The following is a 22,935-nucleotide window of genomic DNA, read 5'->3' as shown; positions in this document are numbered from 1 at the left end:
GGGAGAGTAGGACACCGCCGGACAAACATTACGAAGAGCCGCCCACCACGTGGGCGGCTCTTCGACTTTAACAACCACACACCAACCCAAGCCGCACAGCACCCTTCATGGGCCAGCTGGGCGGCTTTTCTGCGTGACCACGTACCCTGAAGGCATGGGTGCTCGACTCGCCGACGCCGTGAGCCCCTACCTGCGGGCTCATGCGGGGAACCCTGTCGACTGGTTCCCGTGGGGAGACGACGCCTTCGCGGAGGCTCGCCGGCGGGACGTGCCGCTGCTCATCTCGATCGGCTACGCCACCTGCCACTGGTGCCATGTGATGGCCAGGGAGAGCTTCGGCGATGCGCTGACGGCGCACGAGCTCAACGCGCACTTCGTCGCGGTCAAGGTCGATCGCGAGGAGCATCCCGACGTCGACGCGAGCTACCTCGCCGCGGCCTCGGCGTTCACGCGGGAGCTCGGGTGGCCGCTGACGGTCTTCGCGACGCCCGACGGCCGTGCGTTCTACGCCGGCACCTACTTCCCACCGCTGCCGCAGCGCGGAATGCCGTCGTTCCGGCAGGTGCTGGGTGCCGTCGGCGAGGCGTGGCGCGACCGCCGAGGCCAGCTCGAGGAGACCGCCGCAGCGGTCGCGACCGCCCTGGCCGCAGCCTCGCTCGCGCCGACGGGCGGCGCGCTGCCGGGGGAGCAGGAGCTCGGCGCTGCGGTGGCCGAGCTCGCCGCCGACGAGGACCGCGTGCACGGGGGCTTCGGCGGCGCGCCGAAGTTCCCGATCGCTCCGGTGCTCGGCTTCCTGGCCCAGAACGCCGGCGAGGGACGTGAGCTCGCCCGCCGCACACTGCTCGCGATGGCGGGCTCGCCGCTTCGCGACGGCATCGACGGCGGCTTCTTCCGGTATGCGACCCGCAGCGACTGGAGCGAACCGCATTACGAACGGATGCTCACCGACAACGCCCTGCTGCTCGACGTCTCGGTCGAGCTCGCGCGGGGCGCCGAGGCCGGCGACGCCGATGAGGACGACGGCGATGCCGTCGCCGCGGTCGGCCGGGGGATCGTCGACTACCTCACCACGACGCTGCAGCTGCCCGACGGCGGCTTCGCCTCGGCGCAGGACTCCGAGAGCCTGGTCGACGGCGTCCGCACCGAAGGCGGCTACGCCACGGCCGACGCCGAGCGGCGACGGACCCTCGAGCCGCCGCCGCTCGACGAGAAGGTGCTGACCGGGTGGAACGGACTCGCGATCGGCGCCCTGGCCCGGGCGGCCCCGGTGCTCGGCGTACCCGACGCGCTCGTCGCGGCCCGCCGCTCCGCCGGCTACCTGCTCGCCGAGCACGTCTCGCCCGACGGCGTCGTGCGGAGGGCCTCCCGTGACGGCGTCGTCTCGTCGGCGCGCGCGGCCCTCGAGGACGTCGGGATGCTGGCCGGCGGGCTCATCGGCCTGGCGCTCGCGACCGGTGACGTCGATCACGCGACGGTCGCGCGGACGCTCATCGACGCGGCGCTCGATGCCGCGCCGGACGCGACGGCCGACGACGACGTCACGGCGGCCGAGCCATCGGCCGTGTTCGCGGTGCCCGGCGGAGCCGACCCGGTGCTCGCAGAGCGGGGGCTCGCCCTGCCCACCGATCCTGCGGAGGGGGTGGCGCCCTCGGGGATCACCGCGTGCGCGACGGCGGCCTGGCGGCTCTGGCTGCTCGGCGCCGGCGATCGCTATCGCGAGGCGGCCGAGCGGGCGATGCGCCAGCTCGCGGGCGCCGCGCTCGAGCGGCCGATCGCGTTCGGCGCGGCACTCGAGCTCATGACGCGGCTCGCGGCACCGGTGGTGCAGCTGGTCGTCGTGGTGCCCGAGCGCGACGGGTCGGGCCGGCCGCGCGGCGACGACGAGCTCCTCCGTGCGGCGCGTGCTGCGGAGGCATCCCTCGTCGTGATCGTCACCGAACGCGAGGCGGCGGCGTTCGCCGACGCGGGCTTCGACCTCTTCGCGGGCCGCCGGCTGATCGACGGGCGCACGGCGGCGTACCGCTGCCGCGAGTTCGTGTGCGCGTTGCCGGTCACCGACCGGGCGGCGCTCGAGGGGCTCGTGCCGTGACCTCGCCATGTCCGGTTACATTCGAATGCGAGTTCGAACAGGTGTGGAGAAGCCTGTGGACAACTCAGGCGGGCGTCGGCGCGCGCTCCGCCTCCCATTCGCGGCGGAGCAGGCCGTAGATCTCGCTGTCCTGCCAGCCGTCGTACCAGACGTCCTCGACGAGGGCGCCCTCGAGACGCATCCCGAGCCGACGGCAGAGCGCGGCCGACGCGACGTTGCGCACGTCGACGTGCGCCTCCAGCCGATGCGGCGCGATCACCTCGAACGCGAACCGCACCGCCTCGCGCGTCGCCTCCACGGCGAGCCCGCGGCCCTGGAAGGCCGGGTGGAGCACCCAGCCGAGCTCGAGCTGCGCGTGCTGCGTGCTCGAGATGCGGAGCATGACGTCGCCGACGACGCGATCACGGTGGCGGTCGCCGACGACGGGGGCCGTCGATCGCTCGCCCCGCAGCACCATGGCGAAGTGGAATGCGTCGCCGTTCTCGGCGAGCCGTCGCATCCCGGCTCGCTTCAGCGTGTGGACGTGCGCCTCCTCGCGACTGCGCGGCGGCCACGGGATGTAGCGCAGCACCTCGGGCAGGCGCTGGTACTCCCAGATGTCGTCGCTGTCGTCGGGCTCGATCGGGCGCAGCGTCATCCGCTCGGTGCGGAGCGGGGCGGTGAGCGAGTCGGCGTCGAAGGGGAGCGCCATGGCGGGCGCCCGCCGGACGTCGACCGCGTCGGCGTCGGAGGCGAGTTCGTCGGTCATGCTCCGACGCTAGCGGCTGGCGGCGCAGGGCGCTCGGCCGAGCCCGGGCGGATCGGGTCGGGGTCAGCCGGCGAACGGCGCAGTGCTCGCCCGGATGACGAGCGCGGCGTCGACGTCGGTCGACGTGGGCGGCGCGCTGGGGTCGTCGATGCGCCGCAGCAGGTGCTCGACCGCGAGGGCCGCGATCACGCCGAACGGCTGCGCGACCGTCGTGAGGGCCGGGCTGCAGTACGCCGCCAGGGCGATGTCGTCGACGCCGACGACCGAGACGTCCTCGGGCACGCGCCGACCGAGCTCGTGGAGCGCGCGGATCGCACCGAAGGCCATCTCGTCGCTCGCGACGAACACGGCGGACGCCTCGGGGATGCGGCCGAGCAGCAGGCCGGCCTGGTAGCCCGACTCGGGCGACCAGTCGCCGTGGAGCAGCGGCGGGACCTCTCGGCCCGCCGCCTCGAGCGCGGCGCGCCAGCCCGCCGAGCGACCGGTCGAGTCGAGCCACTCGTCGGGGCCGGCGACGTGCCAGACCGTGGGGTGGCCGAGCTCGAGCAGGTGCTCGGTCGCGAGGCGGCCGACCTCGAACTGGTCGATCGCGACGACTTCGCTCGAGAGCGTGCGGGAGCCGTCGATCGTGACGGTCGGGATGCGCCGGGCGATCGCCTCGACGGCGTCGGTGCCGGTCGGGACGGGCACGACGAGCACGATGCCCTCGACCGACTGCTCGTCGAGCCGGCTCATCGCGGAGGCGATGGCGGCGGGGTCGAGCGAGCTCGCCGTCGAGATGTTGACGGCGTAGCCCGCGCGACGGGCGGCGGTCTCGACGCCGTGCGTGACGGCGGAGCCGGAGTAGTCGACCGTGGGCAGCACCACGACGCCGATCGTGCGCGTGCGGCCCGACGACAAGGCACGCGCGGCGCTGTTCATGCGGTAGCCGAGCGCGTCGACCGAGCTCAGCACGCGTTCGCGGGTCGCGGCCTGCACGTTGGGGTGGCCGCTGAGCACGCGGGAGACGGTCTGCGCCGAGACGCCGGCGTGGTTCGCGACGTCGGCCATGCTCGGCGAACGCGTGCGGCCGCTCGCGTCGAGCCGCCTGGTGTTGGTCATCTGGGTGGCCCTCCAACGGTGGTAGCGGAAACATGCTATCGCGATCGGCGAAGATAAAGCAGTAACCCTGACCATCGAATTCAGGCTTGTTATCGGTAACAACATGTGGCACCATCGGAACACGCCCCCGCGGAACCGTCCCCCGAGACCGTGGCGGCCTGGATCGTTGCACGACGCATTCCGAGCTCATTCAAAGGAGAGGCAGCAGTGAAGAAGACAGTCATGCGCACGGTAGGCATCACCGGCGCGTTGGGCCTCGGCCTGGCGCTCGCCGGATGCTCCGGAGCCGCCGAGCCCGCCGCGTCGGGCCCCAGCGAGGTCACGTTCTGGGGCTGGGCCCCGGGCTACGCCGACGCCGTCGACGCGTTCAACGCCTCGCAGGACGATGTGGTCGTCAAGTACGAAGAGGTCGCGCCCGGCGCCAAGGGCGGGTACGACAAGATGCTCAACGCGGTGACGGCCGGCAACGCGCCGTGCCTCGCGCAGGTCGGCTACGAGACCCTCACGAGCTTCGCTGCGCAGGGCGCCCTCGAGGACGTCTCCGAGTTCGCGAACGAGAACGAGGGCGAGTTCACGCCCGCGACCTGGTCGGCCGTGTCGATCGGCGACGCCGTCTACGGCGCCCCGGTCGACCAGGGCCCGATGGCGCTGTTCTACAACAAGGAGGTCTTCGACTCGCTCGGCATCGCCGTGCCGACCACCTGGGCCGAGTACCAGGCCGCGGGCGAGAAGCTCAAGGCCGCAGGCAAGTCGCTCTCGGCGAGCTACCTCAACTACGACTACGCCGGCTTCGACTGGCAGGCCGAGGCCCCGTGGTTCTCGGTCGACGGCGACAGCTGGAACGTGTCGATCGACTCGCCCGAGGGGCAGAAGGTCGCCGACTACTGGCAGGGCCTCACCGACGCCGGCCTCATCAGCCAGGCCCCCATGTGGGACCAGTCCTGGTACACCGGCCTCGGCGACGGATCGATCGCGACGCACGTCGGTGCGGTCTGGATCGCGGGCATCCTGAAGGGCAGCGCCCCCGACGGCGCCGGCAAGTGGGCCGTCGCGCCCATGCCGCAGTGGGAGGCCGGCGACGACAAGGTCGGCAACGTCGGCGGCTCGGCCACGGCCGTGCTCAAGGGCTGCGAGAACCCCGAGGCCGCGTGGGCGTTCGCGCACGCCATGAGCACCGACCCCGACATCTACACGGGCCTCATCGAGGCGGCCGCGCTCTACCCCGCCGCAACCGAGCTGCTCGACCTGCCGGCGCTCACCGAGCCCGACCCCTACTTCGGCGACCAGGTCATCTTCGACGTCTTCGCCGAGGCCTCGCCGAACGTGACCACCGGTTGGACCTGGGGTCCGAACATGCCCGAGACCGTCGGCTTCCTCGACGACGGGCTCGGCAAGGCCTGGTCGGGCCAGGGCACCTTCGCCGACGCGCTGGCGAACACCCAGCAGCAGACCCTCGACGCCCTCGAGGCGCAGGGCCTCTCCGTCTCGGAGTAGCCCCGGCACCCGCGGACCGGGGCGGCGCACGCCGCCGCCCCGGCCCCACCCCGGGACATCCCACTCGAACCACCTCGGCCGGAACACGGCCGACCCACCCATCGCACTGACGCAGGACGACATGGACACCTCATCGACTCGGGCGGTCACCGCCGCCGACACCGGGCGCCGCGGCATCGGCCGCGCTGCCGCCGGTGCCCCGGCACCGGGCGGCACCGCTCGCGCCCGCTCGGGCGGCCGCTGGCGCACCCCGCTGCTGTTCCTGCTGCCCTTCGGCGTGCTGTTCATCGCGATGTACCTCGTGCCGATCGTGTTCGCGTTCGTGCAGAGCCTCTTCACCCTGCAGCGCTCGGGCCTCGGCCTCGAGGCCCCGACCCTCGAGTTCGCCCCGCTCGCGAACTACGAGCGCCTCCTCGGCGACACCGAGTTCCTCGCCTCGCTCGGCCGCGTCGCGCTCTTCGGGCTCGTGCAGGTGCCCGTCATGCTCGGCCTCGCGCTGCTCCTCGCGCTGCTGCTCGACTCGAAGTCGGCGCGCGGCAAGGGGTTCTTCCGCCTCGCCGCGTTCCTGCCCTACGCCGTGCCGGGCGTCATCGCCGCGGTCATGTGGTCGTTCCTCTACTCGCCCGTGACGAGCCCGATCAACACCTTCCTCGAGCGGGCCGTCGGCACCGGCATCCCCTTCTTCGCCCCCGAGATCGTGCTGTGGGCGGTCGCGAACATCGTGACCTGGGGGTGGACGGGCTACAACATGCTCATCATCTACTCCTCGCTGCAGACGATCCCCGCCGAGACGATCGAGGCCGCCCGACTCGACGGCGCTGGCCCCGCCCGGATCGCGTGGAGCATCAAGATCCCGATGGTCCGCCCCGCACTCGTGCTCACCACCGTCTTCTCGATCATCGGCTCGGCCCAGCTCTACAACGAGCCGAAGGTGCTGCAGACCATCTCCGGCGGTGCGATCAGCAACACCTTCACGCCGCTCATGGCGGCGCAGGCGCAGGTCACCGCGCAGAACTACCCCTACGCCGCCGCGCAGTCGGTCGTGCTGGCCCTCCTCGTCGGCGTGCTCTCGTTCACCTTCTTCAAGCTCACGAATCGAGGCGAACGATGACCGCCCCCACGCTCGCCTCGGCGACGCGCACCCCGCGCAACGACCGGCCGGATGCCTCGCGCCCCCGCCGCTCGAACCGCGAAGCGAGCCTCGCGAGCCGCCTCGGCGTCTTCGCCCTGCTCGGCCTCTCGGCGTTCTACTTCATCATGCCCATCTGGTGGCTCGTCGTCGCGTCGACGAAGCCCGCGGGGCACCAGTTCTCGGAGCCCGGCCTCTGGTTCGACGGGTTCGGACTCTTCGACAACATCGCGCTCGTGTTCGCCGAGTCCGACGGCATCTTCGGGCAGTGGATGCTCAACAGCGTCTTCTACGCGGGCGTCTCGGCCGTCGTCGGCACGCTGCTCTCGGCGATGGCCGGCTACGCGCTGGCGAAGTACGAGTTCCGCGGCCGCGGCGTCGTCTTCGGGGTCATCCTCGCCGCCGTGCTCATCCCCAAGGTGATGTTCACCCTCCCGCTCTTCCTGCTCTTCAACCAGGTGGGCCTGCTCAACAACCCGCTCGCGGTGCTGCTGCCGAGCGTGGTGAGCCCGTTCGGCGTGTACCTCGCGCGGGTGTTCGCCGCGCAGTCGGTGCCCGACGAGCTCATCGAGGCCGGTCGCATCGACGGCGCGGGGGAGTTCCGCATCTTCTTCTCGATCGGCGTGCGCATCATGTCGCCCGCCCTCGTCACGATCTTCCTGTTCCAGTTCGTCGAGGTCTGGAACAACTTCCTGCTGCCGCTGATGGTGCTGAACGACAGCTCGCTGCAGCCGGTCACGGTCGGCCTCGTCGGCTGGGCGGGCAGCAACGGGCAGGTGCCGGCCGGCACCGTCGTGGTCGCGGCGCTGCTCTCGGTCGTGCCGCTCATCATCGCGTTCCTCGGCCTGCAGCGCTTCTGGCGGGCCGGCCTGACCGCGGGAGCGGTGAAGTGAGCGCGGGCACCACCGTCGGCACGAGCGCGCTCTCGATCGTCGACGGCGAGTTCGTCCGCGACGGCCGCCCCCACCGCATCCTCTCGGGCTCGATGCACTACTTCCGCGTGCACCCGGCGCAGTGGCGCGACCGCCTCGAGCGCCTCGTCGCGCTCGGCCTCAACACCGTCGACACCTACGTCGCCTGGAACTTCCACGAGCGCCGCCGCGGCGAGCCCGACTGGAGCGGCTGGCGCGACCTCGAGGGCTTCGTCGCGCTCGCGGGAGAGCTCGGCCTCGACGTGATCGTGCGCCCCGGCCCGTACATCTGCGCCGAGTGGGACAACGGCGGGTTCCCCGCCTGGCTCTCGGGCGCGCCCGGCATGCGGTTGCGGTCGAGCCATCCGGCCTATCTCGACGCGGTCGACGCCTGGTTCGGCGAACTGCTGCCGCGTCTCGCGCCGCTGCAGGCGTCGCACGGCGGGCCGATCGTCGCCGTGCAGCTCGAGAACGAGTACGGCAGCTACGCCGACGACGCCGACTACCTCGCCTGGCTGCACGACCGCCTCGTCGCGGGCGGCATCACCGAGCTGATCTACACGGCCGACGGCCCGACCGAGCTCATGCAGGACGGCGGCAGCGTGCCCGGCGTGCTGGCGACCGCGACGTTCGGCTCGCGTGCCGCACAGGCGGCGTCGATGCTGCGCGAGCGTCGCGACGGAGAGCCGTTCGTCTGCGCCGAGCTCTGGAACGGCTGGTTCGACCACTGGGGCGACCCGCACCACGTGCGCACCCCGGCGGGCGCTGCGGGCGTCGTCGCCGACATCCTCGCCGAGGGCGGCTCGCTGAGCCTCTACATGGCGCACGGCGGCACGAACTTCGGCCTCTGGTCGGGCGCGAACCACGACGGGGCGCGCCTGCAGCCGACGCAGACGAGCTACGACTCGCACGCTCCCGTCGCCGAGAACGGCGCGATCACCGAGAAGTTCCGGCTCATCCGCGAGGTGCTGGTGGATGCCACGGGGCGGGCGCCGGGCGAGGCATCCCCGACCCCGGCCGTGCTGCCGGCCGCGACCCTGCCGCTGCGGCCGATCGCCGGCCTCCTCGAGACCGTGCGCCGCGCGGGACATGAGGTCCGCAGCGCGATGCCGCCGAGCTTCGAGGAGCTCGGCCTCGACGCCGGGCTCGCGCTCTACCGTGCCGAGCCGATCGTGCCGCGCGGCGGAGCCCTGCTGACCGTGCGCGGTCTCCGCGACCGCGCCGTCGTCTTCGTCGACGGCGTGCGCGTCGCCGTGCTCGACGCCGACCAGGCGGCCGCCGGGGTGCGGATCGCGGGGGAGGGCCGGGCCGTCGTGCTCGAGCTCCTCGTCGAGAACCAGGGCCGCATCAACTACGGCCCGCTGCTCGGCGAGGGCAAGGGCATCCTCGGCGGCGTGCAGCTCGACCGCCGGCTCGTGCAGCGCTGGTCGACGCGGGCGCTGCCGCTCGACGAGTGGGGCGAGCACGAGCTCGGTTTCAGGAAATGGGCCGCGAATCAGGACGATTCCGCCGATTCCGTCCTGACGAGCGGGCCTTCTCCTGAACCGGTGGATCATCGGGACGGGCTGGCCACCGCCGTGCTCGAGGTGGAGGAGCCGGCCGACGCCTTCCTCGCGTTGCCCGGCTCGGGCAAGGGCTTCGTCTGGGTGAACGGGTTCCTGCTCGGCCGCTACTGGCAGATCGGCCCGCAGCTGACCTACTACGTGCCCGCGCCGCTGCTGCGCGCGGGCGAGAACACCATCACCGTGCTCGAGCTCGAGCACCTCGGCGGCACCGTCGAGCTGCGCCCGCAGGCAGAGCTCGGACCCGAACAGGAGTACATCGAGACCTTCGACTGAACTGCGCCGTCGGCGCGGGTCGATATGGACGCGTCGACTCGACGCGGGAATGGAGACGAAGATGCCTTCATCACGCCCACCGGGCCGCCTCTGGCGCCTCGGACTCGCGTGCGCGGTCGCGAGCGGAATGCTCGTTCCGCTCATGGCGACGCCCGCCGTCGCGGCGGAGACCGCGGCGCCGGACGGGTTCACCGCCCCGGCGCCCGGCGCGTCGTTCGGGCTGCGGACGAGCGACCTCGCCGTCACCGCCGACGCCGCGTTCCCCCAGGTGGTCGCGTACACCGACCGCGACTCGGGGGCCGTCATGCACGGCAACGACGTCACGATCGCCGCGGTGACCATCAACGGCACGGCGCAGCCGGTCGAGGTCGTCTCGCAGGCCGACGGCCGCAGCGCGGTCGACTACGTGCTCACTCCCACGGCGCTCGCCGGCGTCTCGATCGAGGCGCGACTCTCGGTCAAGGGCAACGTCGTCACGATCGAGGTGACGAAGATCGTCGATCCCGACGGCGTCGTGAAGACCCTCCAGATCCCCGACCACCGGCTCGTCACGGTCTCGTCGGCCGAGGCCGGCGCCGCGGTCGCCGCAGCGAACCTCTCGGTCGATCGCGGTGCGTCGGGCGACGTGTTCCTGCCCGTCACCGCGTCGACGCCCGTCGACGCGGCGCCCAAGGGATCGAACACGATCATCGCCAACACCGGCGAGCTGGCCGCGGCCTTCGCGACGAACGCGCTGTACGACAGCTCGTCGGGCCCGAGCTCGAAGGACTCGGGCAACTTCTGGCGCCAGGCCGTCGCCGCGGACGGCGGGGTCGAGGTCGGCATCGCGAGCGGGCCGTGGCTCTATCGCGCGCAGGGCCAGGACGGCACCGAGGAGCTGCCCTGGGTCAAGGTCGCCATCACGCCCGACGCCAACGGCGACGACGTGGTCGACTGGCAGGACGGTGCGATCGCGATGCGCGACATCCGCATCGCCCCCCACAAGGGCGAGCAGACGCCCGAGAACGTCATCACCCACATCCCCTTCAACTTCGCCTCGCAGGCGACCCACCCGTTCCTGCGCACGCTCGACGACGTGAAGCGCATCGCGCTGAACACCGACGGACTCGGCCAGGTCGCCATGCTCAAGGGCTACACGAGCGAGGGGCACGACTCGGCGAACACCGACTACGGCGACAACTTCAACGAGCGTGCCGGCGGACTCGCCGAGCTCAACGCCGCCGTCAAGGTCGGCGCGAAGTGGAACGCCAGCTTCGGCGTGCACATGAACGCCACCGAGATCTACCCCGAGGCGAACTCGTTCAGCGACGAGATCGCGAACGAGAACGCCAAGGGCTGGAACTGGCTCGACCAGTCGTACTACATCGACCAGCGCTACGACCGCGCCTCGGGCGAGCTCGACAAGCGCATCGGCGAGCTCGCCGAGGCGACCGACGACAACCTCGACTTCGCGTACATCGACGTGTACTACGAACACGGATGGCTCGCGCAGTCGCTGCAGGACTCGCTCGTGAAGCACGGGTTCCGCGTCGGCTCGGAGTGGGCCGACAAGCTCGCCGAGAACAACACGTGGTCGCACTGGGCGAACGACGAGAACTACGGCGGCTCGTCCAACAAGGGCGTCAACTCGCAGATCCTCCGCTTCGTGAACAACACCGAGGCCGACGTCTGGAACCCGCACCCCCTGCTCGGCACGAGCCACATCGTCGAGTTCGAGGGCTGGACCGGGCAGAACGACTTCGACGCGTTCCTCGGCAACGTGTGGACGGCGAACGTGCCCGCCAAGTTCCTCCAGCACCACGAGATCACGCGCTGGACGGCGGACCGCATCGACCTCGAGGACGGCGTCAGCGTGACCGGCACGAGCGCCGCGGACCGGTCGATCACGGTCGACGGCGCCGAGGTGCTTCGCGGCGGCACCTACCTGCTGCCGTGGTCGTCGAAGCCGGGCAAGGACGCCGACAAGCTCTACCACTACAGCCCGGCGGGCGGGCAGAGCACCTGGCAGCTCACCGGCGACTTCGCGGATGCCTCGTCGCTGCAGCTGTTCGCGCTCGGCGACGCCGGCCGCACCAAGGTCGCCGACCTCGCGGTCGTCGACGGCGCCGTGACGATCGACGCCGAGGCGGGGCAGCCGTATGTGCTCGTCGCGGGCAAGAAGGCCACTGGCGCGTCGACGCTGCCGAAGAAGGTCTCGTTCGGCCAGGGTACGCAGGTCGTGGACCCCGGCTTCAACGGGCAGGACCTCGACGCGTGGAACCCCGTCGGGTCTGCCGGCATCGAGCGCGACGACCGCGGACGCCGTGCCGCGGTGCTCGGCGCGGGCGAGTCGTCGATCAGCCAGCGACTCGGCGAGCTCGAGCCCGGCACCTACGCGGTGTCGGCCGACCTCGGCATCGCGGCCGGACAGACCCGTGCGACGACCCTCTCGGTCGACGTGCGCGGCGACGCCGGCGACGACGCCGCGACGAGCGTCGACAGCTCGGGCGCCGTGAACCTCATGGCGGCCGACGAGTGGCGCGACACGACCATGCAGCGCCTGCGGACCTATGTCACGGTGACCGAGGAGACGCGGCCGACGCTCACGATCGCCGCGGCCGAGGGCGACGCCCCGGTGCGCATCGACAACGTGCGCGTCGTCGCGACCGACGACCCGGCCACGGGCGACGCCGGCGATGGCGAACGCGTTCTCGTCGACGAGGACTTCGAGCAGGTCGACCAGGGCTGGGGGCCGTTCTTCAAGGGCGACGCCGGCGGCTCGACCGACCCGCGCACGCACATCGCGAAGCGCAACGAGCCCTTCACCCAGCAGGGCTGGAACGGGCGCGCGTTCGACATGGTGCTCGGCGGCGACTACTCGCTGATGGCGCACGAGGAGAATCGCGGGCTCGTGTACCGCACCAGCGAGTACACCGCGCCGTTCGAGGCCGGGCACCGCTACCGGGTCTCGTTCGACTACCAGAGCGGCGTCGCGGGGGCCTACTCCTTCGTCACCGGCGTCGACCAGATCGCCGGCGGCGCATCGAAGGCCGTCGACCTCACCTCGACCGAGTTCGGCGCCGTCCACGAGACGACCGAGTTCGTGCACGAGTTCGACGCGCCCGCGTGCGGCGACCCGTTCATCGGCCTCCGGCGCAATGCGGTCGGCGGCACCGGGTCGGACCTCATCCTCGACGACCTGCGGATCGTCGACCTCGGCGAGAGCGAGACCACGGGCGCCTGCGCCCGTCTCACCCTCGCGGCGCCGGTGAGCGGGCTCGTCCCGGGAGAGGCGAACACCTTCACCACGAGCTTCACGAACCACGAGTCCGAGGCGGCGACGCAGGTCGCGACCACGCTCGCGGCGCCCGAGGGGTGGAAGGTCGCCGCGGTCGGCGCAGCGGAGTTCGCCTCCGTCGCCCCCGGCGCCACCGTGAAGACGACGTGGCGGGTGTCGGCGCCTGCCGACATCGAGCAGGGCAGCTACGAGATCTCGGCCGCGACCGGCTACACGGTCGCGGGCGGAGAGCGCACCGTCGAGGCATCCGTCTCGGTGCCGACCCTCCCGCCGGGGCTGATCCCGCAGTCGCGACTCGCGATCGCGGGCGTGAGCGACGCCGAGCCGGGCACCGGCGACGGCAGCGCCCGCGCCGCCATCGACGGCAACGCGGCCACCATGTGGCACTCCGCGTGGTCGCAGGTGAACCCCGACACGCCCTACCCGCACTGGATCGCGCTCGACCTCGGCGACAGCTACGCCGTCGACGGGTTCGACTACCAGGTGCGGCGCGGCAACGGCTCGATCAAGGCCTACGAGCTGTACCTCAGCGCCGACGGCACGAACTGGGGCACCCCGGTGAAGACCGGCGAGTTCGCCTCGACCGCCGAGGTGCAGCACCTGTCGTTCGAGGCGAAGGACGCGCGGTTCGTCAAGCTCGTCGGCCTCAACGCGATCAACGGGGCGGCCTTCGCCGGCGCGAACGAGCTCAACGTCTGGGGCACCCGTGCGGCTGCGCCCACGCCCCTGCCGAAGGACGCGATGACGGTCGTCGACTTCGACTCGCAGGAGATCGAGGGCGAGGACGGCCACGCCGCGAACGTGATCGACGGCGACTCGGCCAGCTGCTGGCACAGCGAGTGGCTGAACGACTCGCCGGCCTACCCGCATCACGTGTCGATCGACCTCGGCGGCTCCCAGGAGCTGCGCGGCATCTCGATCCAGCAGCGTCCGGGCTCCGAGCCCAACGGGCGCATCAAGGGCTACGAGGTGTACGTGAGCGCCGACGGCACCGACTGGGGTTCGCCCGTCGCGACGGGCGAGCTCGGCACCGGCACGGCGCCGCAGCCCGTGATGTTCGACGCTCCGGCCACGGCCGGCTTCGTCAAGGTCGTCGCCACGAGCTCGCACAACGGGCAGCCGTGGGCCTCGATCGCCGAGCTGGAGTTCTTCGGCGTCGAGTGAGACCCGTGGTGCCGGGCTGATTCGGGTCGCCCGGCATCACGGCACGAACGCCCCCGCGATCCTCACCGCGGGGGCGTTCGTGCGTCTCGGGGCCGGCTATCGGCGGTGCCGCTTGCGGAACTCCGCAGGGCCGACCCCGACGCGCTGCGTGAAGAGGCGCGAGAAGTAGGCGGGGTCGTCGTAGCCGACGCTGGCGGCCACGGCCTGCACCGACAGCGTCGTCGACGCGAGCAGCCCGCACGCCCGGTCGATCCGCGTGCCGATGACGAGCTCGTTGGGGGTGCCACCGGTGACCTCCCTGACGTGGTCGCGGAGCGTGCTCACGCTGACGCCCACGAGCGAGGCCCTGGCCGCGACATCCAGCTGCAGCGCAGCATCGGCCTGCACGGCTGCGACCGTCGCCTCGCCCGCCGTCGACGCCGCGCGCCCCGCGACGGAGTCGGCGAGGAGCTCCTGGGTGAGCATCGACGCGTCCACGGCCGCTCGCCAGCCGGGGCGGCCGAGCGCATCGTGGAGCGCCCTGAACCGGCCGAGCAGGTCGTCGGGCAGGCGCGCACCCAGCTGCACGGGCCGGCGCCGGTCGAGCACGCCCATGCCCTCGAACGCGGCGACCGTCGCGCCGGAGTAGAGCACCCAGTGCTCGGTCCAGCCGTTCGGCGAGGCGTAGTCGTGCGGGCGCTGCGGGAACACCTGGATCGTCGCGGGGGCCTCGACCTCGATCGGCCCGACGAAGGGGTCGCGGTAGACGCCCGAGCCGCTCGAGACGAACACGATGGCGTAATCGCCGAGCCGGCGGCGGCCGCCGCCGAACCCGGGCGACGGGCCCGTGTGGCGCCCGGCGCCGAGGCAGGCCAGACCGTGCTCCGCCAACAGCGGGTGCGACTGCGAGTAGATCGCCCAATCGGTCATGAAAGTCCAAGTCTGTGTCACGAGGAGTCTATTCCGCTCGGAGTCGCCTGATCTGATGATGGGTTCATGCTGACGTCGAACGGGTACGTGCTCGAAGAAACTCCATCGCGCCTCGGTGTACTCGAGCCCGTGCCGATGGGGGAGCGTGGCGACCGCGAGGCGCTCTGGGCCCGCCTGCGGCGCGACGGCTACCTCTACCTCACGGCGCACCTCGATCCCGAGGAGGTCCTCGAGTTCCGCCGCTACTACTTCGAGGCGCTCGACCGGGCCGGGCTCATCGCCGAGGGGACCGACCCGGTCGACGGCATCGCCGCCCCGGACGACGTCGACCGCGCCTCGTACCGGCGCATCCTCTTCGACGAGATCGTGCCCGGCGCCCAGTACGAGGCGCTCTGCCGCTCGCCGCGGATCGCGGAGTGGTTCGCGTGGCTCCTCGGCGACGACGTGCACCTGCACCGGCGCAAGATCATCCGCCACACGAAGCCGGGGGAGCGCGGCATCGGCACCGCCACGCAGGCCCACTACGACCTCGTGTACCTCCGTGAGGGCAGCGACCGGGTGCTCTCGATGTGGATCCCGCTCGGCGACATCCCCCTCGAGCGCGGCGGGCTCGCCTACCTGGAGGGCAGCCACCGGCGGGTCATGGCGCAGGAGGCGGCGGGCGAGCTCCGTCACCCGGCCGCATCGATCACCGCCGACCTGCCCGCGCTCGCCGACGAGCACGACGCCCGCTGGCTCGTGGCCGGCTACGCCGCCGGCGACGTCATGGTGCATTCCGCCCACATCGTGCACGCCGGCCTCGACAACGTCGACACCGAGGGGCGCATGCGCCTGTCGACCGACATCCGGTACCAGCGGATGTCGGAGCCGATCGACTGGCGCTGGCAGAACCACTGGCACCTGGACGACGGGCTGTGACCGGGCCGGGCCCCGGCCCGGGCGCCGCGCCGGTGCAGTCGGGAGCGCGCGACGAGACGCCCCCGCCGCCGCTCGTGCTCATGTCGGACTGGGGGAGCGGGCTCGAGCCGCGGGAGCTCCCGACCGCCGCCGCGGCGAACGGCTACGACGGGGTCGAGCTCTGGTGGCCGGACGGCCGCCGGGAGCAGGCCGAGCTGGCGGATGCCGCGGCGACGGCCGGCGGCGCCCTCGCATTGCTCGTCACGAGCCCGGCCGGCGACCCGCACGCGCACGCCGACGAGATCGAGGCGCAGCTCGTCGAGATCGGGCGATCGGGGCTCGCCGTCGATCACGTCACGCTCCACCTCGGACGCGACCACTGGGGGCTCGACGTGCATCACGAGCTCGCCGGCCGGGTCGTCGACTGGCGACGGCGCCTCGGCAACGGCATCCTCGTCGAACTGCATCGCGGACGGATGCTGCACTCGGCGCACCACTCGCTCGCCCTCCTCGCCGAGCACCCCGAGCTCCGCGTCACGTTCGACGTCTCGCACTGGATCGTGGTCGCCGAGTCGATGCTCGACGACCAGGCGGCCGCCGTCGAGCTGGCGATCGAGCGGGCGGACCACATCCACGCGCGCATCGGTCACCCGCAGGGGCCGCAGGTGACCTCGCCCGAGACGGCCGACGGGGCGATCGTCGAGCGCCACTTCGCGTGGTGGGAGCGGATCGTCACCCGGATCAGGAACGAGGGGCGGCGGCCCAGCCTGCTCGCGGAGTTCGGGCCGGTGCCGTACGCGCCGGCGCGGCGCGACGGACGGGCCGTCGTCGACCCGGTGGTCTCGAACCGCTGGATGATGCAGGAGATCCGCCGGAGTTTCTGACGAACGGCGGCCGCGGCGGCGGTGACGCCGGTGACGGCGAGTGCGCCGGTCAGCGCAGCTCGTCGGCCCGCACGCCGAAGACGGCCTCGAGGCCGTCGATCCAGGCGCGCTGGTCGCCCGCCCTGGCGTACTCGCGCGAGCGCACCATCGGGGTGTGCAGCAGCACGCCGGCCATGTGCCGGAGCGCCGCCTCGACGCGCTCGTCGGTCGCGGCGTCGCCGGTGCTGCGCGAACGCGCGCGGGCGATCTCGGCGTCGAGCACGCCCTGCACGTGCGAGCGGAGCGCGACGACCGAGGGAGCGAGGTCGAGCTCTTCGCCGACCGCGCCGAAGTTGCGGGCCGCGCGGTCGACGATGACGCGGGCGTCGTCGGTCGCGCCGAGCTCTTCGAGCGGGGCGTGGCGGCGGATCGTCTCGAGGTCGAGGAGCTCGACGCCGTCGACCTCGACGACGTCGGTCGCGACGTTGCGCGGCATGCCGAGGTCGATGACGAGCTGACGCGCATCGTGCGCGGCCTCGGGCACCGGGCACCAGGCGCGGAACTCGGCGAGCACGGCCGACGACGAGGCATCGGGCTGCGTGTGCGAGGCGGCGAGCGTCGCACGGCCGCCTTCGAGCAGCACCCCGTCGACGACGTGGTGGTCGGCGGTCGTGCAGGTGATGATGACGTCGGCCGCCGCCGCGGCGACCGCGTAGCCCGCGTGGGACACCGCGGTGATGCCGTGACTGCCGGCGAACTTCGCGGCACGGCCGGACGGGGAGTAGACGCGGACGTCGTTCGCGCCGCGGTCGCGGAGCGCGGCGAGCGTCGCCCCCGCGTACTGGCCGGTGCCGACGAGCAGCACGCGCGCCGCCGACCAGTCGCTGACGCGGCTCGACGCGAGCTCGAGGGCGAGGCGCACGAGCGAGCGGCCCGCGCCGCCGACCCCGGTCTGGTTCTTCACGCGGCGGGAGGTCTGCGAGGCGCGCTGGAACAGCCGCTCGAGCTCGGGGGTCGTGGTGCCCTCGGCGCGGGCCCGCTCGAGCGAGCGGCGCACCTGGCCGGCGATCTCGCCCTCGCCGACGACGACCGACTCGAGGCCCGAGGCCACCGAGAAGAGGTGGCCCGCGACCGCGTTGCCGTGCACGAACCCGAAGGTCGCACGCAGTTCGTCGGGCTCCACGCCCGCGACGTCGCTCACGGCGCGGATGGCCTCGTGGACCGCGGGGACGGGTGAGTCGCCCTCGGGGGTGTCGAGGTCGAGGTAGGCCTCGAAGCGGTTGCAGGTGGCGACGACGATCGCGCCCTGGAGCGTGTCATGACGGTCGAGGATGCGCGGCGCGGCGGACTCCGCGTGCGCCGACAGACGCTCGAGTGTGTCGAACCCGGCGTTCTTGTGGCTCGCGGTCAGGCAGATGAGCACTCGAAGATTCTACCCGCCGTCGAAGGCGAGGATGACTCATGCGGTCATGCCGCGCGGATGAGCCGGGTGCGGCCGAGCGCGCGCACCCGTGTCGGGGCGGAACTAGCGCGCCGCCGCCAGCATCTCCCGCGTGATCACGGGGATGGGCGCCGTGAGCGGCGGCAGCTCGAGTCCCTCCCGCTCGAGGGCGGCCCGGTGCAGGGCCTTCCACGAGCGGACGACCGCGTAGAACGGGGCGTCGGTGACGGCGAAGGCGCCGGGACGCTCGGTCGCGAGGATGATCGGCAGGGCGATGCTCGCGCCGTCGCGGCGCACCCGCACGACGACGATCGGCACCGGCCGGCTGCCGGCGATCAGCTCGTCGGCCCGGATGTTGCGGACCTCGTGCCACGCGAACTGCGCCGTACGGCGCGGACGGCGGCCGCCGCTCCAGAACGAGAGGCCGTGGTCGTCGGCGACGATCGAGAAGCGCTGCGAGAGCGAGGGGCGGCGGCCCAGCAGCTCGGCGAGCATCGCGTCGAGCTCGCGGTGGCGCAGGCCGCACTCGACGCGGCCGTCGAAGCTCCGCTCGAGCGCGCGGCGCCGGGCACGGCATCGTGCGAGCACGACGAGGCGGACGGCGGTCGCCACGATCACCAGCACGGCGACGGCGCCGAGGAAGCCGATCGTTCCCGTGCGGCCCGAGACCTCGGGCAGTCGCGGCACGAGCTGCTCGACCTGCGGCGCCCCGGCGACGAGCGCGCCGACGACGAGCACGGTGAGCACGGCGACGAGGACGGTGGGGGGCAGGCGTCGCTCGGCGCTGTTCATCGGCGCGCGCCGCTCGAGGCGTCGGGGCCGCTCGTGGGCCGGGCGGCGCCGGGCGGGAGGCACCCGCATCCGCAGAGGCAGGCGGGCATGGGCGCAAGGGGAACGGTGACGATTCGGGACACGTCGCTTCTCTCCGTGGGTGGCGGAGGCGCGGCGACGTCGACGTCGCCACGTCGTCGCGCCCGGGGGGACGGCACGACGGGACCGACTTTAGCGCGAACGCGCGCGCGAAGGTAAGGGTTCTTCAATTCGGCGTGGCGAGGCGCAGGCCGCTCCCGACCCGGTCCGGCCGCCGTCGAGGCCTCCTCCCAGCGCGATGCGAGACAATGTCGGGCGTGATCCTCTCCCCGCAGCACCCGCTCTCCGCCGGCCTCACCAGCGACTCGCGCCTCGTGCGCGCCTATCGCGGGGAGCGCGCCGACACGACGCCCGTCTGGTTCATGCGGCAGGCCGGCCGGTCACTGCCCGAGTACCGCGAGCTGCGCGTCGGCACGCGCATGCTCGACGCCTGCCTCGACCCCGCGATGGCGAGCGAGATCACGCTGCAGCCGGTGCGCCGTCACAAGGTCGACGCCGGCATCTTCTTCAGCGACATCGTCGTTCCGCTGAAGCTCGTCGGCGTCGACGTCGAGATCCAGCCGGGTCGCGGCCCGGTGTTCGGCAAGGGCTACGCGGACGCCGCCGCCGTCGCCGAGCTGACGGCGATCGACCCCGCGCGCCTCGACGAGGCATCCGGCCCCATCGCCGAGGCGGTCGCGCAGACGATCGCCGAGCTCGCGACGACCGACAACGGCTCGGGCACCGCGACCCCGCTCATCGGCTTCGCGGGCGCCCCCTTCACCCTCGCGGCGTATCTCACCGAGGGCGGCCCCTCGAAGGACCATCTCGCCGCGCGCACCCTCATGCACGCCGACCCCGGTGCGTGGCGGGCGCTCATGGAGTGGACGGCCGAGCTCACCGGCCGCTTCCTGCGCACGCAGATCGTCGCCGGCGCCTCGGCCGCCCAGCTCTTCGACTCGTGGGCCGGTGCGCTCTCGCTCGCCGACTACGAGACCCATGTCGCGCCCGCCTCGGCACGCGCGCTCAGCTTCGTGCACGACCTCGAGTACGCGACCACGGATGTCGCGGGGCTGGCGCAGCCCGCCCGCCCGGTGCCGGTCGTGCACTTCGGCGTCGGCACCGGCGAGCTGCTCGGCGCCATGAAGGAGGTCGGGGTCGACGTCGTCGGCGTCGACTACCGCGTGCCGCTCGACGTCGCCGCCGCACGAATCGGTGCCGGCGTGCCGCTGCAGGGTAACCTCGACCCCGCGCTGCTCGCGGCGCCCTGGCCCGTGCTCGAGGCCGCCGTGCGCGAGGTGCTGCGGCAGGCCGGGGCCGCACCGGCCCACGTCTTCAACCTCGGCCACGGCGTGCCGCCCGAGACCGACCCGGCCGTGCTCACCCGCGTCGTCGAGCTCGTGCACGAGGCGGGCGCCGCGTGAACGACGGACGGCCGACGGCGGAGCGGCTGACGGCCGACGTCGTCGTGGTCGGCGGGGGCGTCGCGGGCATGGTCGCCGCGCTCGAGTGCGCGAAGATCGGCCTCGCCGTGACCCTCGTCGAGCGTCGCGACGAGCTCGGCGGCTGCGTCGGCCGCATCGAGCTCGACGGGCTCACCCTCGACTCCGGTGCCGAGTCGTTCGCGACGCGCGGCGACGGCGTCGCCGAGCTCCTCGGCTCCCTCGGCCTCGACGACGAGATCGCCGATCCGAACCGCGCGGGCGCCTGGCTGGTGTGGGGCACGGGCGACGGCCTCGACGCCGCGCCGCTGCCGAAGACCGGGGTGCTCGGCATTCCCGCCAACCCGCTCGGCGACGACGTGCGCCGCATCATCGGCTGGAGCGGCGCGACGCGCGCCTACCTCGACCGGATCAAGCCGATCCTCCGCATCGGCCGGGCGCACAGCCTCGGCGAGCTCGTGCGCTCGCGCATGGGCCAGGCCGTGCTCGACCGGCTCGTGACCCCGATCTCGTCGGGGGTGTACTCCGCCGACCCCGAGCTGCTCGACCTCGACGTCGTCGCGCCCGGGCTCAACGAGGCGATGACCCGCACCGGCTCGCTCTCGGGCGGCGTCGGCCAACTGGTCGAGCAGCGCAAGGCCGGCGGGGCGGTCCGGGGGCTCCGCGGCGGCATGCACACCCTCGTCGACGCGCTCGCCCGTGAGCTCGAGCGCTTCGGCGTCACGGTGCTGACGGGGGTCGAGGTCACCGGCCTCGCCCGCGCCGGCGACGGGTGGACGGTCACGGGCGAGCCCGTGGCATCCGCTGCCGACGACGCCGACGCGGCCGCGCCGCTCGAGATCACCGCGCCCGACGTCGTGCTCGCCGCGGCGGGGCGCACCTCGCTCGGCCTGCTCGAGGCCGCCGTCGAGGGCTGGGAGTCGACGGCGGACTGGCCGCAGGGCGCGTCCATCGAGCTCGTGACGCTCGTGCTCGACGCGCCCGCGCTCGACGCCGCGCCCCGCGGCACCGGGGTGCTCGTCGCCGCCGACGCGCCCGGGGTCGTCGCGAAGGCGCTCACGCACTCGACCGCGAAGTGGCCGTGGCTCGCCGAGGCCGCCGGCGGGCGTCAGGTCGTGCGCCTCTCCTACGGCCGCGCCGGACAGCCGAACCCCCTCGAGGGGCGAGGCGACGAGGACGTCGCGGAGCTCGCGCTCGCCGACGCGAGCGCGGTGCTCGGCGTGCCCCTCGACCGCGGGATGCTCCGTGCCTCGGGCCGCACCGTCTGGCGCGACGCCGTCTCGCACGCCGCGATCGGCCAGCTCGATCGCGTGCGCTCCCTGGAGGAGACGATCGCGGCCGAACCCGGCATCGAGGTGACCGGTTCGTGGGTCTCGGGCACGGGGCTCGCCTCGGTCGTCCCGCACGCGAAGGCGGCCGCGGCGCGCGTCAGGCACCGCAGGGTCGCACCCGACGGCACTGCATAGCCGAAACGGAATATTTCGTCGCAACCCCCTTGCGCGGCTCGTCGCGGGGTCTACGCTGGAGAGGTCGCTGCATGCGCCGCAGTGCGGAAAGTCGGGGGTGCACATGAAGGGCAAGGTCCTCTTCGTCGTCGGACTCGGAGTCGGGTACGTGCTCGGCACGCGGGCCGGTCGCGAACGCTACGAGCAGATCAAGCGCGCCGCCGAGGGCGTCTGGAACACCCCGGCCGTGCAGCAGGGCGTCGACACCGTGAAGGGGTTCGCCGCCGACAAGGTGGGCGACCTCTCCGACAGCGTGCTCGACGGCGTGAAGTCGTTCATCGGCAACGCGACCCGAGGTTCGGGCGCCACCCGCCAGGACGTCTCCGACGTCGCCGCGAAGGCCAGGCAGGGCGTCTCGAAGGGCGCGAACGCGACGAAGTCGGCGGTCGACGACGTGGCCGACACGCTGAGCGAGGCGATCGACTCGGCCGCCGCGACGGCCGCGGGCGCCGCGAAGCCGGCCAAGTCGACCAAGGCCGCCCCGAAGCGGGGCAACTCGTCGCGCGGCGCCTAGCCCGCGGCATCCGACCCAGAGAACCGAGGTGACCGCGCGATGGCCGCACCGACGAACGACGACCGCTCGCTCTTCACGCTGATCGGCGAACTGCCCGACACGATCTCGAACCTCGTGCGGGCCGAGATCGACCAGATCAAGGCCGAGATCACCTACAAGGTGAAGCACTTCGGCATCGGCTCGGGCTTCTTCGTCGTCGCCCTGGTCGTGCTGCCGTTCCTGATCTTCACCCTGCTCGCCGCCGCGATCTTCGCGCTCGCGCTGGTCATGCCGGCGTGGGCGGCCGCGCTCGTCGTCTCGGGCGTGCTGCTGATCATCATCGCCGTGCTGGTGTGGATCGGCATCGTGAACTTCAAGCGGGGCTCCGAGCCCCTCGAATCGGTCGAGAGCCTGAAGGCCGACCTCGACGCACTGAAGGGAACGGGTGACTATGACCGCCGCTACTGACGCCCCGCGGCCCTCGAAGCGCGAGAGCGCGCAGCGCGCGCGCAACCTCACGCGGGTCGAGGCCCGCGCCGCCTCGACGCGCGCCCGCGCCGAGTTCGCCGGCACGCTCGACGCCCTGGAGGACAAGCTCAACGTGCCCAAGCAGGTGGGCATCCGGGTCGACCGCGCGAAGGCGTCGCTGAAGGCGTTCTACGACGAGCAGCCCGGGGTCGCGATCGCGGCCGCGGCCGGCGTCGCCGCAGCGGTCGGCGGTCTCGTCTGGCTCATCGTGCGATCGAAGCTCGGCGACTGAGCGGCACGAGACGAGAGGATGCGTC

18 protein-coding genes are annotated in these 22,935 nt (G+C 72.7%); 13 read left to right on the top strand and 5 right to left on the bottom strand.

Annotated features, from left to right (window positions below; genetic code table 11):
• Positions 1-154: 154 nt before the first annotated feature.
• Positions 155-2,089 carry a thioredoxin domain-containing protein gene (locus tag ACFVSL_RS05830; protein WP_386939285.1) on the top strand — a complete coding sequence of 645 codons (1,935 nt, stop codon included), beginning with the start codon at positions 155-157 and terminating at the stop codon, positions 2,087-2,089.
• Positions 2,090-2,153: 64 nt separating this feature from the next.
• Here the strand turns inward: ACFVSL_RS05830 and ACFVSL_RS05825 are convergent, their stop codons facing one another.
• Complete coding sequence (locus ACFVSL_RS05825) at positions 2,154-2,837, bottom strand: GNAT family N-acetyltransferase (protein ID WP_386939284.1); 684 nt, start codon at positions 2,835-2,837, stop codon at positions 2,154-2,156.
• Between the two features lie 63 nt (positions 2,838-2,900).
• Complete coding sequence (locus ACFVSL_RS05820; protein WP_386939282.1) at positions 2,901-3,938, bottom strand: LacI family DNA-binding transcriptional regulator; 1,038 nt, start codon at positions 3,936-3,938, stop codon at positions 2,901-2,903.
• A gap of 207 nt (positions 3,939-4,145) precedes the next feature.
• Between ACFVSL_RS05820 and ACFVSL_RS05815 the strand changes: the two genes are divergently transcribed.
• From ACFVSL_RS05815 to ACFVSL_RS05795, 5 genes are all read left to right on the top strand, one after another.
• A complete protein-coding gene (locus ACFVSL_RS05815) occupies positions 4,146-5,432 on the top strand; it encodes an ABC transporter substrate-binding protein (RefSeq protein WP_386939281.1) in 1,287 nt (428 codons plus the stop codon).
• Between the two features lie 121 nt (positions 5,433-5,553).
• The gene (locus ACFVSL_RS05810) at positions 5,554-6,543 is read left to right on the top strand and encodes a carbohydrate ABC transporter permease (protein WP_386939279.1); all 990 of its coding nucleotides are present in this window, start codon (positions 5,554-5,556) and stop codon (positions 6,541-6,543) included.
• The gene (locus tag ACFVSL_RS05805; protein ID WP_386939277.1) at positions 6,540-7,454 is read left to right on the top strand and encodes a carbohydrate ABC transporter permease; all 915 of its coding nucleotides are present in this window, start codon (positions 6,540-6,542) and stop codon (positions 7,452-7,454) included. Before ACFVSL_RS05810 ends, ACFVSL_RS05805 begins: the two co-directional genes overlap by 4 nt.
• Positions 7,451-9,310, top strand: a complete 1,860-nt coding sequence (locus tag ACFVSL_RS05800) for a glycoside hydrolase family 35 protein (protein ID WP_386939276.1) — start codon at positions 7,451-7,453, stop codon at positions 9,308-9,310. Before ACFVSL_RS05805 ends, ACFVSL_RS05800 begins: the two co-directional genes overlap by 4 nt.
• 61 nt (positions 9,311-9,371) lie before the next feature.
• Complete coding sequence (locus tag ACFVSL_RS05795; RefSeq protein WP_386939275.1) at positions 9,372-13,751, top strand: endo-alpha-N-acetylgalactosaminidase family protein; 4,380 nt, start codon at positions 9,372-9,374, stop codon at positions 13,749-13,751.
• Positions 13,752-13,847: 96 nt separating this feature from the next.
• On the opposite strand, the gene ACFVSL_RS05790 is transcribed toward ACFVSL_RS05795, so the two are convergent.
• Positions 13,848-14,660 (bottom strand): helix-turn-helix domain-containing protein, encoded by an 813-nt coding sequence (locus ACFVSL_RS05790; protein WP_386939274.1) that lies wholly within the window; start codon positions 14,658-14,660, stop codon positions 13,848-13,850.
• Positions 14,661-14,726: 66 nt separating this feature from the next.
• On the opposite strand from ACFVSL_RS05790, the gene ACFVSL_RS05785 reads away from it, so the two are divergent.
• Positions 14,727-15,578 carry a phytanoyl-CoA dioxygenase family protein gene (locus ACFVSL_RS05785; protein ID WP_386939272.1) on the top strand — a complete coding sequence of 284 codons (852 nt, stop codon included), beginning with the start codon at positions 14,727-14,729 and terminating at the stop codon, positions 15,576-15,578.
• Positions 15,575-16,441 (top strand): hypothetical protein, encoded by an 867-nt coding sequence (locus ACFVSL_RS05780; protein WP_386939271.1) that lies wholly within the window; start codon positions 15,575-15,577, stop codon positions 16,439-16,441. Before ACFVSL_RS05785 ends, ACFVSL_RS05780 begins: the two co-directional genes overlap by 4 nt.
• A gap of 49 nt (positions 16,442-16,490) precedes the next feature.
• Here the strand turns inward: ACFVSL_RS05780 and ACFVSL_RS05775 are convergent, their stop codons facing one another.
• A complete protein-coding gene (locus ACFVSL_RS05775) occupies positions 16,491-17,843 on the bottom strand; it encodes a glutamyl-tRNA reductase (RefSeq protein WP_386939269.1) in 1,353 nt (450 codons plus the stop codon).
• 102 nt (positions 17,844-17,945) lie between these two features.
• Positions 17,946-18,653 carry a hypothetical protein gene (locus tag ACFVSL_RS05770; RefSeq protein ID WP_386939267.1) on the bottom strand — a complete coding sequence of 236 codons (708 nt, stop codon included), beginning with the start codon at positions 18,651-18,653 and terminating at the stop codon, positions 17,946-17,948.
• A 326-nt stretch (positions 18,654-18,979) separates the two neighbouring features.
• On the opposite strand from ACFVSL_RS05770, the gene hemE reads away from it, so the two are divergent.
• The 5 genes from hemE to ACFVSL_RS05745 all read left to right on the top strand — a co-directional run bounded on the left by hemE (position 18,980) and on the right by ACFVSL_RS05745 (position 22,910).
• The gene (gene hemE, locus ACFVSL_RS05765; protein ID WP_386939265.1) at positions 18,980-20,134 is read left to right on the top strand and encodes a uroporphyrinogen decarboxylase; all 1,155 of its coding nucleotides are present in this window, start codon (positions 18,980-18,982) and stop codon (positions 20,132-20,134) included.
• Entirely contained in the window at positions 20,131-21,618 is a 1,488-nt protein-coding gene (hemG, locus tag ACFVSL_RS05760) for a protoporphyrinogen oxidase (RefSeq protein WP_386939264.1), read from the top strand. Before hemE ends, hemG begins: the two co-directional genes overlap by 4 nt.
• A gap of 103 nt (positions 21,619-21,721) precedes the next feature.
• Positions 21,722-22,171: a hypothetical protein gene (locus tag ACFVSL_RS05755; RefSeq protein WP_386939262.1), complete on the top strand. Its 450-nt coding sequence runs from the start codon at positions 21,722-21,724 to the stop codon at positions 22,169-22,171.
• A 39-nt stretch (positions 22,172-22,210) separates the two neighbouring features.
• Entirely contained in the window at positions 22,211-22,618 is a 408-nt protein-coding gene (locus tag ACFVSL_RS05750) for a phage holin family protein (RefSeq protein WP_386939260.1), read from the top strand.
• The gene (locus ACFVSL_RS05745; RefSeq protein WP_386939259.1) at positions 22,602-22,910 is read left to right on the top strand and encodes a DUF3618 domain-containing protein; all 309 of its coding nucleotides are present in this window, start codon (positions 22,602-22,604) and stop codon (positions 22,908-22,910) included. The genes ACFVSL_RS05750 and ACFVSL_RS05745 overlap by 17 nt, the downstream gene beginning before the upstream one ends.
• Positions 22,911-22,935 lie beyond the last annotated feature (25 nt).

The sequence above is a fragment of the Agromyces sp. NPDC058064 genome (genome assembly GCF_042885275.1).
Lineage (GTDB): Bacteria > Actinomycetota > Actinomycetes > Actinomycetales > Microbacteriaceae > Agromyces.
This window is presented reverse-complemented; position numbering and strand designations above follow the sequence as displayed.

Coding starts and splice junctions, on each gene's coding strand:
- ACFVSL_RS05805 (WP_386939277.1), top strand. CDS start 6,540: ATGACCGCCCCCACGCTCGCCTCGGCGACGCGCACCCCGCGCAACGAC.
- ACFVSL_RS05750 (WP_386939260.1), top strand. CDS start 22,211: ATGGCCGCACCGACGAACGACGACCGCTCGCTCTTCACGCTGATCGGC.
- ACFVSL_RS05810 (WP_386939279.1), top strand. CDS start 5,554: ATGGACACCTCATCGACTCGGGCGGTCACCGCCGCCGACACCGGGCGC.
- ACFVSL_RS05785 (WP_386939272.1), top strand. CDS start 14,727: ATGCTGACGTCGAACGGGTACGTGCTCGAAGAAACTCCATCGCGCCTC.
- ACFVSL_RS05830 (WP_386939285.1), top strand. CDS start 155: ATGGGTGCTCGACTCGCCGACGCCGTGAGCCCCTACCTGCGGGCTCAT.
- ACFVSL_RS05795 (WP_386939275.1), top strand. CDS start 9,372: ATGCCTTCATCACGCCCACCGGGCCGCCTCTGGCGCCTCGGACTCGCG.
- hemE (WP_386939265.1), top strand. CDS start 18,980: ATGTCGGGCGTGATCCTCTCCCCGCAGCACCCGCTCTCCGCCGGCCTC.
- ACFVSL_RS05745 (WP_386939259.1), top strand. CDS start 22,602: ATGACCGCCGCTACTGACGCCCCGCGGCCCTCGAAGCGCGAGAGCGCG.
- ACFVSL_RS05770 (WP_386939267.1), bottom strand. CDS start 18,653: ATGAACAGCGCCGAGCGACGCCTGCCCCCCACCGTCCTCGTCGCCGTG.
- ACFVSL_RS05755 (WP_386939262.1), top strand. CDS start 21,722: ATGAAGGGCAAGGTCCTCTTCGTCGTCGGACTCGGAGTCGGGTACGTG.
- ACFVSL_RS05825 (WP_386939284.1), bottom strand. CDS start 2,837: ATGACCGACGAACTCGCCTCCGACGCCGACGCGGTCGACGTCCGGCGG.
- ACFVSL_RS05820 (WP_386939282.1), bottom strand. CDS start 3,938: ATGACCAACACCAGGCGGCTCGACGCGAGCGGCCGCACGCGTTCGCCG.
- ACFVSL_RS05790 (WP_386939274.1), bottom strand. CDS start 14,660: ATGACCGATTGGGCGATCTACTCGCAGTCGCACCCGCTGTTGGCGGAG.